Annotated in this window: 16 protein-coding genes; 9 read left to right on the plus strand and 7 right to left on the minus strand. The window is 73.7% G+C overall.

Annotated elements, in window-relative coordinates; all coding sequences use genetic code 11:
* Positions 1-59 precede the first annotated feature (59 nt).
* Entirely contained in the window at positions 60-779 is a 720-nt protein-coding gene (locus AMK13_RS38425) for a zinc finger domain-containing protein (protein WP_143204752.1), read from the plus strand.
* Positions 780-1101: 322 nt separating this feature from the next.
* On the opposite strand, the gene AMK13_RS38430 is transcribed toward AMK13_RS38425, so the two are convergent.
* Positions 1102-1455, minus strand: a complete 354-nt coding sequence (locus AMK13_RS38430) for a hypothetical protein (RefSeq protein ID WP_074006195.1) — start codon at positions 1453-1455, stop codon at positions 1102-1104.
* 444 nt (positions 1456-1899) lie between these two features.
* On the opposite strand from AMK13_RS38430, the gene AMK13_RS43215 reads away from it, so the two are divergent.
* Together AMK13_RS43215 and AMK13_RS38440 are read left to right on the plus strand one after the other, a co-directional pair.
* Positions 1900-3546, plus strand: coding sequence for a restriction endonuclease fold toxin-2 domain-containing protein (locus tag AMK13_RS43215; protein WP_074006196.1), 1647 nt, complete (start codon positions 1900-1902; stop codon positions 3544-3546).
* The gene (locus tag AMK13_RS38440) at positions 3546-3935 is read left to right on the plus strand and encodes a hypothetical protein (protein ID WP_074006197.1); all 390 of its coding nucleotides are present in this window, start codon (positions 3546-3548) and stop codon (positions 3933-3935) included. The genes AMK13_RS43215 and AMK13_RS38440 overlap by 1 nt, the downstream gene beginning before the upstream one ends.
* Positions 3936-3978: 43 nt before the next feature.
* Here the strand turns inward: AMK13_RS38440 and AMK13_RS38445 are convergent, their stop codons facing one another.
* From AMK13_RS38445 to AMK13_RS38465, 6 genes are all read right to left on the minus strand, one after another.
* Positions 3979-4809 (minus strand): endonuclease/exonuclease/phosphatase family protein, encoded by an 831-nt coding sequence (locus AMK13_RS38445; RefSeq protein WP_074006198.1) that lies wholly within the window; start codon positions 4807-4809, stop codon positions 3979-3981.
* Between the two features lie 68 nt (positions 4810-4877).
* Positions 4878-5561 carry a hypothetical protein gene (locus AMK13_RS38450; RefSeq protein ID WP_074006199.1) on the minus strand — a complete coding sequence of 228 codons (684 nt, stop codon included), beginning with the start codon at positions 5559-5561 and terminating at the stop codon, positions 4878-4880.
* Positions 5562-5858: 297 nt separating this feature from the next.
* Positions 5859-6062 carry a hypothetical protein gene (locus tag AMK13_RS43220; RefSeq protein WP_143204753.1) on the minus strand — a complete coding sequence of 68 codons (204 nt, stop codon included), beginning with the start codon at positions 6060-6062 and terminating at the stop codon, positions 5859-5861.
* Positions 6063-6225: 163 nt separating this feature from the next.
* The gene (locus tag AMK13_RS38455) at positions 6226-6552 is read right to left on the minus strand and encodes a hypothetical protein (RefSeq protein WP_074006200.1); all 327 of its coding nucleotides are present in this window, start codon (positions 6550-6552) and stop codon (positions 6226-6228) included.
* Between the two features lie 638 nt (positions 6553-7190).
* A complete protein-coding gene (locus AMK13_RS38460) occupies positions 7191-7832 on the minus strand; it encodes a hypothetical protein (RefSeq protein WP_074006201.1) in 642 nt (213 codons plus the stop codon).
* Positions 7833-7957: 125 nt separating this feature from the next.
* Positions 7958-9373, minus strand: a complete 1416-nt coding sequence (locus AMK13_RS38465) for a hypothetical protein (protein ID WP_198959515.1) — start codon at positions 9371-9373, stop codon at positions 7958-7960.
* Positions 9374-9832: 459 nt separating this feature from the next.
* Here AMK13_RS38465 and AMK13_RS42640 point away from each other — a divergent pair, with 459 nt between their 5' ends.
* The 6 genes from AMK13_RS42640 (at position 9833) to AMK13_RS38495 (ending at position 14223) form a co-directional block, all read left to right on the plus strand.
* Positions 9833-10474, plus strand: coding sequence for a hypothetical protein (locus tag AMK13_RS42640; RefSeq protein WP_074006202.1), 642 nt, complete (start codon positions 9833-9835; stop codon positions 10472-10474).
* On the plus strand, positions 10471-11202 hold the full coding sequence (locus AMK13_RS38475; protein ID WP_074006203.1) for a hypothetical protein: 732 nt from the start codon (positions 10471-10473) through the stop codon (positions 11200-11202). The genes AMK13_RS42640 and AMK13_RS38475 overlap by 4 nt, the downstream gene beginning before the upstream one ends.
* Before the next feature lie 332 nt (positions 11203-11534).
* Positions 11535-12464 carry a hypothetical protein gene (locus AMK13_RS38480; protein ID WP_074006204.1) on the plus strand — a complete coding sequence of 310 codons (930 nt, stop codon included), beginning with the start codon at positions 11535-11537 and terminating at the stop codon, positions 12462-12464.
* Positions 12461-12685 (plus strand): hypothetical protein, encoded by a 225-nt coding sequence (locus tag AMK13_RS42645; protein WP_074006205.1) that lies wholly within the window; start codon positions 12461-12463, stop codon positions 12683-12685. The genes AMK13_RS38480 and AMK13_RS42645 overlap by 4 nt, the downstream gene beginning before the upstream one ends.
* A gap of 735 nt (positions 12686-13420) precedes the next feature.
* The gene (locus AMK13_RS38490) at positions 13421-13609 is read left to right on the plus strand and encodes a hypothetical protein (protein WP_074006206.1); all 189 of its coding nucleotides are present in this window, start codon (positions 13421-13423) and stop codon (positions 13607-13609) included.
* Entirely contained in the window at positions 13606-14223 is a 618-nt protein-coding gene (locus tag AMK13_RS38495; RefSeq protein ID WP_241853213.1) for an RNA polymerase sigma factor, read from the plus strand. The genes AMK13_RS38490 and AMK13_RS38495 overlap by 4 nt, the downstream gene beginning before the upstream one ends.
* Positions 14224-14234 lie beyond the last annotated feature (11 nt).

Genomic DNA, 14234 nt, shown 5'->3' on the forward strand with positions numbered 1-14234 from the left:
CGGCACCCGGTTGACGTCGACGAGGTCCCGAAGCACACCGCACCGCTACGCTCCCGCTCGTGACCGACGTCTCGCAGGCGAATCCAGCCCCGCAACAGGATGCCGAGCCGCACCTCGTGTTGCTCACCGACGGGACAGGCTGGAGCGGGATCTACGCCTCACCCGAGTGGTGGCGCCAGGCAGCCACGTCCCCCAACTGGCCCGACCTGGCCAAGCAGATCGCCCAGGCCGGCGAGGAGAACATCGATCCGCACCTGTGCCGGGTGGTTGGCGCGACCACTCGACGCCCCTGCAAGTTCGACACCCTCCGAGAACCCTGCCCCCACCACGGCGCCGACAACGAGACCAACCGCTGCGGATCCCCGACACGTAAGGGCGGCACCTGCCGCTGGAACCTCGCGGTCAAGGGCCCGTGCCGCAACCACCCGGAGACCTGGGAACGGCTCGAACAGACCCGCCGAGACCAGGAGCAAGCCGCGCGACAGGCCCAGGAGGAGGCAGCACACGCTGCCGCAGAACACCAACGGCAAGCCCAGACCACCGCCCGAGCCGTGGCCTGCCCCCACTGCGAAGCCGAACCTGAGGTGTCGTGCCGGAGCCGCGACGGCGCCGCAAAGGACGCCGTCCACGCACGGCGCCGTCGCTTCGCCGAGCACATGACGGTGGCAGCGGCCACCCCCTGCCCCTCGTGCGAGGCGGAAACCGGGACCTTGTGCCGCACCTCAAGCGGCAAGGCCACCCTCGACCCGCACGCCGCCCGCAGCCGCACACACAGGTGATCGCTTTCCGGCCCCTCCTGATCCGCCACAGCCGTCCCCGCATCCGTCCAGGACCGACCCACACCCAACACCGACGAAACAGGGGTCGGCTACCAGCCGAAGTAGCGGCGGACGTCCAGGCGTTGCCGGGCCATGTCGCGGCCCCGGGCGACGTGGGAGCGCCACCGCTCGGTGTCCCAGCCGTCGGGGCCGCTGACGACGGTGAGCTCGGCGGCCGCGCCGAAGGCCCCCGGAAGGTTGGCAACGTCGACGCTCGACGCCGCCGCACCATCAAGGCCGTCCCTGACCAGGAGTAAAGAGTCCCCGCCGCTGGCCTGCGGGTCTACCAGCCGTCCATCGCCCGGACGTCCCCGGAGAGGGCGTAGCGGCGGCAGGCGAGGATCTCCTCCGTGGTGATGCCGATGTCGTTGGGGACCAGGGCGAGGATGTCCTCGCCCTGGCGGTCACCGACGTAGGCCGGGACGGTCTCCAGCGCGAGGACACCGATGCGGTGCTGGGCGGCGCGGCGCTGGGCGACCAGGTCGCGGCGGGTACTCACGTGGTGGCGCCAGGCTTCGGCGGTGATGCCGTCCGGGGCGGGGCCGGTCTCCAGCTCGGCGGCCGGGACGTCGGGGCGGGCGCGGACCTCGGCGACCGCGGCGGCGACGATCCCGCCGACCGTCCCGGCCGGGAGCAAGGAGCCGTCGTCGTCGTCGTGGGTCCGTCGGTGTGGTGGTCGGCCCCGGAGAGCGAGGACTACGCGGGACCACTGAACGACTGGTGACGAAGGCCGGTCCCCTCGGGCTCCATCACGAGGGGACCGGCCTTCAGCGTGGGGCCCGGGCCGGGCCGCCAGCGCTTACGGCTGCTCGGCCCCTGGTGCCCGCTTCCGGCCCCGCTCCGCTTCTCCGACTGCCGCGGTGCCTTCTTCGGTGGGCGGCGGGTCGGCGGCGAGCAGGGGGATGCCGAGCCGGTGGGCGGCGGCCGTGCACAGCGCGTCCGGCATCGGGGTGTGTAGTTCGCCTTCGGCGGGGCGGTCCGTGGTACGTGGGGCGGTCGTCCCGGGGCCAGGGGTTGCTGCCTCGGCCTGGCGGGGTAGGCGGGAATGGGTTGGGAGCCGTCGTGGGGGAGGAGCGAGCGGTTGGGTGACGCGGCGCCGGGGGGCGGGTTCGAGGTTGATCCGGACGTGGTGTTCCGGGCGTCGGTGCAGTTCCTCGGGTCGAAGGACTTCGTCTTCGGCATCGCTTCGGGGGTGGCGGGCGACCTGGTGTCCTCGGCGGGGATGGCCGGTGACGACACGATCGCCCACAACTTCGCGAAGAAGTACGAGCCGACGGCCAGGATCGTGGTGAAGGCGATCGGGACGGCCGGGCAGGGCATGGCGACGATCTCCAGCCGCCTGTTGACGATGGCCGCCGGCTACCTGGCCGTCCAGGACTCGGTGGCCGCCGCGTTCACCGGGAAGATCAACACGTCGGCGCCGCTGGCCAAGGGCGCCCAGCAGTGCGAGGAGAGCGAGGCGCACAGCAGCCTGCCGATGGTCACCGGCTCGAAGGAGGTCCACGAGATCCCGGTGATCGGCAAGTTCTGGCCCCAGGGCGACCCGAAGCGCCTGCGCGGCGCGGCCCAGGTGTGGGCGCAGTGCGCCTCGGTCGTCGACACGGCGCAGCGCAACGCGGGCCGGCACGCCGCCGGGGTGATGGAGAAGTGCACCGGTGCGGCGTTCGAGGGCTTCGCGTCGTACGCGGCGACGGTGTTCGACCCGTGCCCGCCGGGCGGCACCGCGGTGACGGCGTCGCAGCCGTTGATGGTGAACATCTCGGCGGCCTGCCGGGAGCTGCAGGCGATCTGCGAGCAGTACGCGCAGGCGATCGAGTCGTGCCAGGACACGCTGATCGGGCTCGGGGTCGCCGCCGGGGTCGTCACCACGGCCGGGGTGGTCCTGACGTTCTTCACGTTCGGGGCCTCGGACGCGGCCGCGGCGGCCGCCGACGCGGCCCTGGCGGCGGACGCAGCGTTGGCCGTCGAGGCGCTCGCCGCAGCGGAGGCGGAGCTGGCCGCGGCCGCGGCGGTCGCGGAGGCCGAGGCGGTCGTCTCCTCCCTGGCGTCGCGCCTGGTGGTGCTCGCCGGGACGACCGCCGCGGCGGGCGCGGTGCCGGCCGTGACGGGCGTCGACTCGGCGGGAGCGGCCACGCCGTCCGACCCGGCGGGACAGCAGCCCGCGGGCGACGGGACCGGGGCGGCCGGCGGGCAGGGGCCGCTCGCCAATCCGCTCGTCGGGCCGATCCCTCCGCCCAAGCCGCCGCCCTACCCGCTCTACGACGGGGCGCAGCAGATGGCGGCCAGGACGTGGATCGAGGGGCTGCCGGAGCGGGCGCCGAACTACGGGACGGCGGAGGACCGGGCCTACCAGGTGTACACGGCGGGCCGGCCCGAGCGGCGGGCGCAGGGCGCGGACGGCAAGGAGGTCTGGGCGGACGGATACCGGCCGGCCGACGGCGCGCTCATCGACGCGAAGAACGTCCGCAAGACGGGCTGCAGCCCGCGGTCGCTGAAGGGCCTGCAGGAGGACGACTTCAAGACCGGGCTCGTGCTGGACAAGGACGAGGACGAGCTCGCCCGCTACCAGGGCGCCATCGACAACCCGGCGAACCACGCCCAGTACCTTGAGGTCGACACACCCGATCCGGCGACGGTGGGCTACTGGCAGTACCTGCTGGCCAAGCACCATGTGAAGAGCAACGTCCGCGTCGTCACCATGCCCGCGCCGGAGCCCCAGGAGGGCTGATGGACACCATCCACCTTGCGGCGGCTCCAGGGACTACCTGGGCGCTGGCGCCGCAGGACGCCGAGGACCACCTCCGTGCCCGCTTCCCCGACCTGCGGGCCTGGCAGGAACAGGCACCCGCCAGCGGGAAGGACTACGTCACCTTCCAGGTCGACCTGGAAGGGGCGAGCCGGCGCGGCAGCTACTTCGAGCGCGGCCACCTGATCCTGGACGACGGCGACGCCGACCTGTGGGCCGACACCGTGACTTGGTTCCTCGGCCTCCTGCCGGCCGACGCCCGGGCGATCGCCATGATCGAGTCGAACCCGGACAGCGTGCGCACCATCGCTCCGGGCGCCGACGCCGCGCAGGTCCGCGAGATCCTGCGCTCGCTCTTCGACGTCGAGTAGCCGCGCCGGCGCGGCGACGGGGCGGTGGACGGTCCGGCCGGCGTCAGGTGAAGTCGACGAGCCGGCCGCGGTCCACCCGGTCGAGGTCGAACGTGGTCGTGACGGCGAGGTGGTCGGAGTAGTCGTGCTCGATCACCTTGTAGTCCACGGCGGCCGGGGTGAGCGCCGGGGTCACGTGGATCTGGTCGACGCGCAGGCCGCCGTGCTTGCCGGTGGCCCGGCGCAGAGCGGGGTCCCGTCGGGCGTCGGCGAGGTGGGCGGCGATGTCGGTGAGGTCGGCGTCGCGCAGCACCCGGCCGACGGCGCGGTTGCTGATCCACGGGTCGCCGGGGTGCTCGCGCGGGAGGCAGCGGGAGGCCCGGTTGTAGGGCTTGACCTTGGTCCAGTCGATCTCCGGGTCATCGAACGTGGGGTGGTTGATGTCTCCGGCGATGAGGCCGATGCCGCCGTGGCGGTAGACGCGGGCGGCGAGGATCTGGGCCTCGACGGCGGCCTGCTGGGTGGAGTAGGGGATGAGGTGGGCGCTGACGGCGACGAGCGGGGCGGGCAGGTGGGCGGCGAGGCCCCAGGGGGCGATCCGGGCGGCGGCGTACCCGTGGTGCAGGTCGCCGGCGTACCGGGTCTCGACGTCCTCGACCCGCAGGTGCGCGGGGTCCCAGGCGACGGCGACCGGACGGCCGCTGCGCGAGGGCGCGACGTACAGCTCCATGTCGAGCGCCGCGCGGGCGGCGGCGGCCTGGCCGGGGTCCTGGAGGTGGTCGGCTTCCTGGAGGAGCAGCAGCTGGGGGCCGGTCTGGCGGATCACGTCGATGATCCTGGCCCACCGGCGGGCGTCCGGCCCGTACTGGATGTTCTGGCTCATCACCGTCAGCATGCGTGCACGCTACAGGCGGTCCGTCCCGTGCGTCCCGGCCTCGTGCTGTCGGGGCGCAGATCGCCCGGTCACCCGAAGGGGAGCCGCTCGTGGGTGGGGGGTCCCTCCCGCAGCCGGCGGCGGTCGAGGTCGGCTACGGTGCGGGCGAGGCCGAGCAGGGCCGGTCCTGCCTCCGCGGGCTCGTCCTCGCCGGGCCTCAGCAGTGCCGCGTAGGTGTACGCCACGGTGTCGACCCAGGTGCGGGTGTGGTGGCGGTGCCACGGGTGGGAGTACCCGATGGCCCTGGCCAGGACGTCGGCGGTGAGTGACCCGTCGGCGGCGTCTGCGTCGCGGACGATGAGTCGGGCGGCGGCGTGGTCCGCGTCCAGGGTGGGAGCCCAGGTCCCGTCGGCGAGGTGGGCCTGCGTCCGGGCGACGACGTCCGCGGCCCGGCCGGAGCGGGGCGTCGTTTCCGTGCCAGCGGCTGTGGTGATCACCTGCTGCATGGCGGCGACGCCGCCGTCGCCGGTGAACGGGTGCCGGATCCCGCAGGCGCCGCAGAGCAGTTCCAGCTCGTCGGTCCACCGGCCGTGGGCGAGCAGTCGCTGGGTTCCGCAGCGGCACCGCAGCACCTTCTCGCCGCGCAGGGCCCAGGGCTCGTTGGTGTCGTCGTACGTCCAGCTGGTGTAGGGGACATACACCGAGTCGACGGCAACCCGCCAGAGCTGGTCGGGGTCCCGGGTGGGCGGCGTCGCGGCCGGAGCGGTCGTCACGTGGGCCTCCTTGCTGGTGTCCCCTCTGCCTACCACAGGAACCCGGCAGGAGTGGGCGGTTGGAGGGGAGCGGGCAGCGGCGCTGCGGGAGAGCCGGTCGGCGGCGCCACAGGACAGAGCGTGTCTAGCCCCCCGGGGCCGTGGCCGGACCCGGCCGTTTCACGGGCCGGCTTGCCCGATGTCGGGCGCCGCCGTGTGCGGCGAGGACCGCCGGGCCCGGACAGGCGGGTGGCCGGCACGCACCGTCAGGGCCGGGACAGCAGAGGTTGTCCCGGCCCTGTGCTGGTTCCGGGGCCGTCAGACGTCGGCGCTGGCGACCAGGCCGCCGGGGCCGAGCGGCCGGCGGGCGCCGCGCACGGGCGGCTGTACGGGGCCGTCCGCGGGGGGCAGCGGGACCTGGGCCCGTTCCACTGCGGTCAGCCGGGCCTCCGGCGACACCTGGGCGGGTCTGGCCGGGGTTTCGGGGGATGGGCGCCACAGCGGGCGCCGGTCGGAAGTCATGATCGACAGTCTGGCAGTTCCCCCTCGGGGGCGAGGGCTGTTCGGTGGCAACACCGGGGCCGTGCGTGGTGATTCGCCCGGTGACCGGCTCCGGGGCGCGGGTGGTGGTCGGGGCAGGGTCTGGGCCCGGCGGCCGTGGCCGCGCCGTGCCTGGCCGCCGTCGTCAGCGGGCTGACGGTGCCTGGGCGACCTGGAGGTTGGTGAACCCGGCGCAGAGGACGGCGTCGCGGACCGGGACGGGGCCGGGGTCGCCGAGCGCGGGGGCGGCCTCCGCGAGGGTGACGGTGTCGGCCCTGCCGTCGGTGCGGCGGTACGTGGCCAGGGTGGTGTAGGCCGGGCCGTTGAGGTAAGGCCGGTGCCCGGCCAGGGTGTCCAGCTCCTTGAGGACGGCGGTGGTCGAGCGCACCAGCGCGCCGGCGCGCATCTGCAGCCGCAGCGACTCGGCCACCCCGGTGGTCGCCAGGGTCCAGTCGTCCTCGCTGAGCACCACCTCGTCGCGCCAGCCCGGGCGCTGCGGCCGTCCGCGGTACCACGCGACGATCGCCTCGGCCCACGGCCAGGCGTCGGTGTACAGGGGCCGACCGGCGTGTGCGGCGGCGTACTGCGCGGCTCGGTGTCAGGGTCGTACACGGGGGCGTCCCGGCGGTGACAGATAGCCAGTAGTCGGCCGTGCCACCCGGTCCCGCCGCAGTAGCCTCCCAGGCGTCGCCGCGGGGTCGAGGCCGCCGCGGCCCGGCTGCTCCGGGTCGGTCGGCCGATTCCCCCGAGGGTGGTGACGTGGGAGGCCGGGGTGCCTAGAGTGGTGCGCCCCGATCATGAACCATCTGGAGGTCGTCATGGCTGCTGCTCGTCCGCGTAGGGACTCGGTGTGGGGCGCGGTGCCGGACACTATCTGGGGCTTCGACTCCACATGGGGGTTCGACGTCGATTCGTCGTGGGGTGGCGTCGACTCGGGCTGGAACGCCGAGCACCGTCCCAAGCCCGGCGCGTAAGACCGGTCCGGGGTGTCCCCGGGTGCATCCCGGCCTCGTGGTCCCGTAGGCGACGGCGAGACGTTGGCGGGGCGGACGGGCCGGAAACCTGTCCGCCCCCTTCAGCGCCGTGGCGTTTCTGGGGCCGGGGTGCTGTTCAGCGGTCGTAGCCTTCGCGCGCGTCGCTGACCTTGCTGGCCAGCAAGGTGCGGCGCTCCTGGTCCTCGCGGATGATCCGGCCGATCTGGACATCGGTGACACCCAGGGCCTTGCCGGCGCGCGTCTTGCCGCCTCGCTCGGGGCCCGCGAGTTCGGTGACCAGGCGCGCGTAGGCGCGCTGCTGCAGCGCGTCCTGGCGCGCGAGCGAGCGGCGCTGGCGCTTGATCTGGGCGGCGGCCAGGCCCGGTTCGACGGGCAGCGCCAGGAGCAGGACCGCCGCGTACTCGTCCAGGGCCGCCTGGTCCCGGTCGAGGTCCTCCCAGCCTTTGGCGTAGCTGTCGAGGTCGTCCTGTCGGTCCTGGATGACGGAGACGATGTCGCCGAGGTCGTCGGCGGCGGCGTCGGGGGCGAGCTGCTGGACCCTCAGCTCCGTCGCTTTCATCACGTCGGCGGGGTCGGCGTCGTAGGCCCACCAGACGGTCCGGGTCGTCGGGTCGAGGACCAGGTGGTGGAACTCGGCCTGAAGGAGGGCTGTCAGGGCCGTGAGCTCGTAGGCGTCGGCGCTGGTGTGCCGCGCGATGTGCTCCAGGGCGGCGTCCCACGTGTCGGTGGTGGTCTCGGCCAGCGGTCGTTGCTTCATGGTGTGCCCCTTTGGTGGCTGTCGGTAGCGACACCACTTATTCAACGCCCCCCCGTTGGAATTGTCAACGGGGGGACGTTGAAAGTGTCGGCCCGTCGGCCTTCACGCCGGCTTCGTCCCGGGTGTCAGGACCGTCCCGGGGCGGAATCGTGCCGCTGGAGCAGCAGCGACACGCGGGCGTGGAGCAGCAGCCTGTGTTCCGCGGCGCGGGGGAGGTTCCCGATCAGCGGTGCCCACTGGTCCGGCCCGGCCAGCCGCAGCCCGGTGCGGCCCAGCAGACTGTGGGTGGTGCAGGCCACCAGTACCTGGCCGAGTCGGTAGCCGCTCGGGATCGCCTCCCGGAGCTGTTTCAGGCGCTCCCGGGGGCGTTGTGCCTGGGTGATCCACTGCGTCAGCAGCGCGGCCACCGGCTCCAGGTCCGTCTCCAGGCCGAACACCTCGCGGGTGTAGGCGTGGGCGAGGTCGACCAGGGCCTCGCGCTCCCCCAGGGTCCAGCCGTCGGCCGACAGCGCGTCGTGCAGCGCCAGGAGCAGGGGACGGTTGAGACCGTACTCGACTTCGAACAGCAGCCGGGCCGCGTCGTCCCCGCCCTCCGCGTCGAACAGCGGCCGGTCCGCCTCCTCCTCGTTCGCGGCCGGCTTCTCGCCCCGTTCCCCGGCGAGGTGGCGGCACAACGCCCGCCAGCCTTCGCGCAGGCGGGCGTTGGCCTCGACGGTGGCGAGGAAGACGGGCATGCCGCGGCGAGCGCGGGTGACCTTCAGCCAGGGCTCCTGGTTGTCGTTGCGGAAGCGCCACAGCGTCGCGCCGCACAGGGGGGAGCCCTCCCCGGAGTCGTGGGTGGCGTCACGGATCGCGAAGAGCGCGACCAGCTCGGGCCTGGCGCCCGGCCGCAGGCTTCGGAAGCCGCCGTCCATGATGCGGCGGGCGCGGTCGACGTTGTGGCGGGCGAACGCGGCCATGGCCGTTTCGCGCTCGCAGTCCAGGACGGTGGCGTCGCCGGCACTGGCCCACGCGCCGTACGGCAGGGCCCACATCGCGATCCGGCAGGCCCGGCAGACCGGCCAGCCCCTCACGCCGGGCGGCGTGACGTTCAGCGTCCGCTCGGTGCCGAACAGCGGCAGGCCGCTCTTCCCCCAGGCCACCGCCGTGTCGGCGCCGCAGAAGGTACAGGGACGTGACTTCGACCGGGGCGGGTCCGGGGCGAAGAGCTGCTCGATGCGTGGTCGCAGCACGGCCGCGTCCTGTGGGCGTCGTCCGTGGGTGGCGGGCGAGTTGGGGTAGAGGCTGAACAGGGCCTTCCACCAGTCGTAGCGTCCGAGGTCGGTGTCCTCACGGGCGGTGGCCGCGGCCACCGCGTCCGTGACGATCACGTCGGCCACCGTGTCCAGGTCGGCGGTGGTCACCAGGTGCGGCGCGGCGCGGCCGGCAAGCACCGCCACGGCCCACGCGCCCGCGCGTTGGAACGGATGGTGGGAGGCCTTCAATCCCGCGCTGGCGGCCGTACCGGTCGTCGCGACCACCCAGTCGTCCTTCTGCTGCAAGGCCGCTCACCTTCTCCTGGTCGCCGACAGCGCGCGGCTGGCTTCCGTGCCGGGGCGCACGGGGCCGCTGGCCGTCGCGAACTCGGGGCAGCGTCCCACGGCGTCGGTCGTCGAGGGTTCCGCAGTCACTCTTTCGGGTGGCAATGGAGGCCTTCGCGGGCGGGCGAGCAGGACGACTCGACCCCGGGCCGGTGGTGTGGCCGACGGGCCGCCCCTCACCTCTGCCCGGCCATCGGCCCCGCCCTCGAACAGGCCCCGCGGCCCGATGTCGAGCGGTGGCCCGCAGGCCTCAGCCGGTCGGCGCCGGCTGCGACGCCACCTGCCGCACCGCCAGCGGTCCGCTCCCCGCCCGCGTGCCCGGCGGTCCCGGACCTGCGGGCGTCGGGGACCCGCCGGTGCCTGGCGGCATCGGGGTGGCTGACGCTTGATCACTCGAACACATGCTCGAATAATGGGGGTATGACCGCCGCTGTCCCGTTCTCCAGCCGCCCGCACCAGCCCGGTACGGAGCCGGGCGACGCCGTGCGGGCGCCCCGGGAACTGATGACGCTGCCCGGGCTGCACCACGACGTGCGGCGCTGGCACCTGGTCGAGGTCCGGCTCGGCGGCGGATGGAGGCCCGCGCTGCTGAGCGTCTGGCGGCGCCCGCCCGCCGGCACCGGCTGGGTCGCCCACGTCCGCTGGGGCCCGGACGGGCCGGGCCCCGGCAAGGAGGAATGGGCCTGGCTGCTGTTCGACGAGGCCACGATCCGCCCGCTGTCCGAACCCGCGGCCCCCGTCCTGCCGAAGGACGCCGTCACGGTGCCGTCGGAGATGATCGGCGCGCCCGCCGCGGACGACTCCGGCCGCTGCTGGCGCCTGGCCTGGATCCGCGTGGATGGCCGCTGGCGCTCCGGAGTGGTCACCGAGCGGCGCCGTCCCGCGCCCGACCTGCCGTGGATCGTCCACGCGCGCTGGGGCGAGGACCGCCAGGCCGCCTGGGTGGTCGCCGACCCGGCCACGGTGCGCCCGATCCCCGACGAAGCGCGGGACGCCTCGCCGGGCGAGGCCGTCGTACCCGAGCCGGCCGCACAGCCCTCCTCCGCCGGGGCGGACCGGTGAGCGGCCGGATCGCCGCCGTACCCGCACCGGCCGGACCGGAGCGCGGAGAGCGGCTGGCGGCCATGCTGGAGGAGACCAGCCCGCAGGCCCGCCGCGCCCGCGTCGAAGCCGCCACCCGGCCGGTCCTGCCCGCTCTGGAACCGCTCCTGCCGGACGGCCGCCTGCCCAAGGGCGCCGTTGTCGAGGTCCTCGACACCGCCCTGCTCCTCGCGACCGCGGCCGGCCCGGCCGCCGCGTCCGACACCCTCTGGACCGCGATCATCGGCTGGCCCGACCTCGGACTCGCCGCCGCCCGCGCCTACGGCCTCCCCTGGGAGCGCACCCTGCTGGCCGACGAACCCGGCGACCACTGGGCCGAGACCGCCTCCGTCCTCGCCGACGCCTGCGACACGATCATCCTCAAACCCACCAGCACCCCCGCACCGCGCCAGCTCGCCCGCCTCGAACAACGCCTGCGCACCACCGGCACCACCCTCCTCACCCCCCTCCCCTGGCCCGGCACCGCCCAGCTGCGCCTGACGGTGAGCGAATCGGTCTGGAGCGGACTCGGGGACGGCCACGGGGCCCTGGAGTCCCGGACAGTCGCCGCCCGTTGCACGGGGAGAGGCCGAGCAGGTCGGCCGCGCGAGGTGCACCTGCTGCTGCCGGACGGGGACGGAGGGGCGAGCACGGCACCCTCCAGGACGGTCGGATGGCTGCCCGCGACGGTCAGCGCCACCGGTTCCTGAGGCGGGACGGGCCAGCCGTTGGGCGGCCGGTCCGACAGCCGGATCCGCAGGTGGAACGGGTGGCCCGTGCGTACGGCTGCTGGGCGGGATAACAGCATGGCGGCCGCGTGGGTCGCGGAGAAGGTCCTGGCGGCCGCTGCGGGGACGGTGGTATCAGACGAACCATCAGCACTCCATCGGACGTTCAGCGGACACCGCGAGCGGGGGTGGCAGCACCGATTCTGATATGTGATCCAAGTCACAAAAAAATCTTCAAGATCTTTGCCGGATCCGCCCATCGCCGTCCCCAGAGGGTGGGGGAACCTCCCCGGAATACGGAGGAACGAGAAGAGATGACCACGACGAGCCAGTCCTGCGCCCTTCCGGCCGGACTCGCCGCGCTCGCCGAGCCCACCGGCTGGCCCGGCCGAGCCGTGAAGTGCATGGAGCCCGAGATGGGAACCGAGGCCAGCGGCCAGGTTGCCAGCGAGATCGCGACCCCGCTGCTGCTGGGCGGCCCCGGCATGTTCTTCATCCCGGCCGGCCCCTTCGAGATCGCCTGGACCTACCGGAAGGTCGAGTTCATCCTCAACGGGCCGAACCTGCTGAGGCACGCCAGCTTCGGGTTCATCGCGTTCGAGGTGGAGCCGCCGACGAAGGAGATGCTCCTGGCGGCCCTCGCGGCCCGGTGGGCCGCGATCGTGGGCGACTACGCGGCCGTCGACGACTTCACCCGCAATGTCCTCGGTCACCGGAAGGCCGAGGAGTGGCGGGACGCGGTGATCAGCGGGCTGCTCGGCGACTGGGTCGACCGCCTGGGCGGCTACCTGACCGACCCGGAGCTGCTGAGGATCCTGCGCGCCTACACCGCCGCCGAGCGCCGACGATGGACGGAGCTGTGGGAGCACCGGTTCGGTGGCTTCCACTGGCGAGCACCCGACGGCACCGTCCGTGCGGGCAAGGGCAAGCGGGTGTGGCTGCTGGAGACGCCGAACCGCGACGGCGTGACGGTCTGGGACGTGTGCCCGGACAAGCCCGCCCCCGACGCTCTCGTCCTGGACCACGACTTCACGGACCCCCGGGTCGACGCCGTGCTCCGCGGTCTCGACGCGACGGAGGCCGCCATCGCCAACCTCTGGGCCTCCCGCAAGGCCACCTGGGCCGACGCCGCCCTCGACCTCGGCCTGCCCGCCGCTTACGGAGACCGGGTCCGCCGCAAGCTCGGCCACCTTGGCGACCGGCACACCGAGCGCGCCCTCGCCGCCGCGGAGGTGACCCGATGAGCCGCCGCCCGCCCGCCCCGGAGGCGGAGCGCGGCCTGCTGCTGCGCGTGCCGGCCGCGCCGACCTGCACCGCGATGGCCGGCACCGGCTCCGTCACCGGCGCGCTGCTGTCGGGCACGGTGCCGCCGGACTCCCCGCTGGTGTGGCCGCTGATCGTCCTCGCTCTCGGCTCCATGGCCTACGACCTCGGCGTCAGGGCCCTGCGGCGGCGCGGTAGCTGACGGAGGGGACGGGAGGGGAACCCGGCCCGGCCACGGGCCGTCGTCCCCGGCCCGCTGACGGGGATGACGGCGGGCCCCGGGGTGTTGCCGGGCCGGGGGCGGCATGCCGCGGGGTGTGGGGGATCGGGTCTGACCGCGACAGGTCCAGGCGTGCGGCCAGGCGGTGGTGGTCCGACGTCCCGGCGGGTGCGTCGGGTAGCCGGTCGCCGTCGGGCGAGTTGCCAGTGCCCGTACCGCGTCCAGTCCACCGCTTCCTGGAGCAGGACCAGGGCCCGGCGGGGGCGCAGGGCTGCCGGCGGTAAGGATCCGCTCGGCGAGCAGTGGCTACCGGTCCTTCGGCGCCCCCGAGCCGTCCCTCAGCCCGCCCTGGCCGAGGTTCTGAACAACCACCAGCAGTTCCACGCCGCGTCCCTTCTCGTCGTCCGCCCGATGATCACCGGCAGGTTGGCCATCACGGCGGCGCCGGCACTCGCCCGTCCCGGGGATCACACCTTCGGGTGGCCCCTGGTCCCGAAGCGGCCGTCAGTCCTGGGGGAAGCCGGATGCGGCTGCAGGGCGGGCGAAACCACGCGACCGCATCAGATCGCAACTGAACGAATACGACTAAACACTTTCCGTGAAAGATTTTCTGCACGTTTTACCTCCCCTGAACGCTCTATAGGTGGAGGCGCTGGCCTCCGGCGCCGCTGGGGAGGTCGGCGCCTCCTCATCACCTGCTCTCTTTGGGGAGGAAACGTGGACCACGACAGTACGGCGCGCCTGGTCACAGCGGCCGTGGCGGCAAGGGTGTTCGGCCGCGACGGCGTCCGGCTGGCCCGGCGGCTGCTGGCCGTCGGGGTGCGGATCGGTATCGACGACCTGGTGACCCGCACCGGGCTCGGGCGTTCGGCCGAGACCGGGTCGGCGCCGGAGGGGGAGCGGTGACCTGGACCGACGCCGCCGACGCCGCCGACCCGGAGGACTTCACCGCGGCCGGCCGCGCGCGGGGACTCCCGTACGAGGAGTGGCCGGAGCCCTGGCGGGCTGCCTACTGGGCGTTCCACCGTCGAATGCGCGCCCGGTACCTGGAGTGGGCCTACCTCCAACTCGGGTCGGACGCGGACGCGGAGGACGCCGTCGATGCCACTTTCGACAAGCTCGCGGACAAATGGTGTCAAATGCTCCGGATGGACAATCTGCCCGGGTATGCCTGGAAGGTCCTCAAGCACCGGGTCGTCGACCAGGCCCGCATGCGGGGACGGCGCGCGGCGCCCATGGACATCGCCGCCTTCGAGGCGGCGCTGACCACCATGTCCCACGACCCCTTCGAGGACCTGGCCGAGGCACTGGCGGCCTACCACGAGATCCGCCGCCTGCCCGAACGACAGCGCGACGTCATGGAACTGCGCAGCTGCCTCGGGTTCACCACCGAGGAGGTCGCCGACCTGATGGGGGTGAAGGACGCCACCATCCGCTCACACATGTCCCAGGCGCGTCAGCGCCTGGCCGCACGTCTCCGCGAAGACGTGGAGGGAACCGCCGATGGGGAGAAACAATGACCGCAGATGAC

This window comes from Streptomyces sp. CB02056 (assembly GCF_001905545.1).
Taxonomy (GTDB): domain Bacteria; phylum Actinomycetota; class Actinomycetes; order Streptomycetales; family Streptomycetaceae; genus Kitasatospora.

What these genes read in the sequence shown, in the direction of transcription:
- AMK13_RS43220 (WP_143204753.1), bottom strand. Translation starts at nt 6,062, where the DNA reads ATGACTTCCGACCGGCGCCCGCTGTGGCGCCCATCCCCCGAAACCCCG.
- AMK13_RS42640 (WP_074006202.1), top strand. Translation starts at nt 9,833, where the DNA reads ATGACCGCCGCTGTCCCGTTCTCCAGCCGCCCGCACCAGCCCGGTACG.
- AMK13_RS38440 (WP_074006197.1), top strand. Translation starts at nt 3,546, where the DNA reads ATGGACACCATCCACCTTGCGGCGGCTCCAGGGACTACCTGGGCGCTG.
- AMK13_RS38480 (WP_074006204.1), top strand. Translation starts at nt 11,535, where the DNA reads ATGACCACGACGAGCCAGTCCTGCGCCCTTCCGGCCGGACTCGCCGCG.
- AMK13_RS38445 (WP_074006198.1), bottom strand. Translation starts at nt 4,809, where the DNA reads ATGCTGACGGTGATGAGCCAGAACATCCAGTACGGGCCGGACGCCCGC.
- AMK13_RS42645 (WP_074006205.1), top strand. Translation starts at nt 12,461, where the DNA reads ATGAGCCGCCGCCCGCCCGCCCCGGAGGCGGAGCGCGGCCTGCTGCTG.
- AMK13_RS38460 (WP_074006201.1), bottom strand. Translation starts at nt 7,832, where the DNA reads ATGAAGCAACGACCGCTGGCCGAGACCACCACCGACACGTGGGACGCC.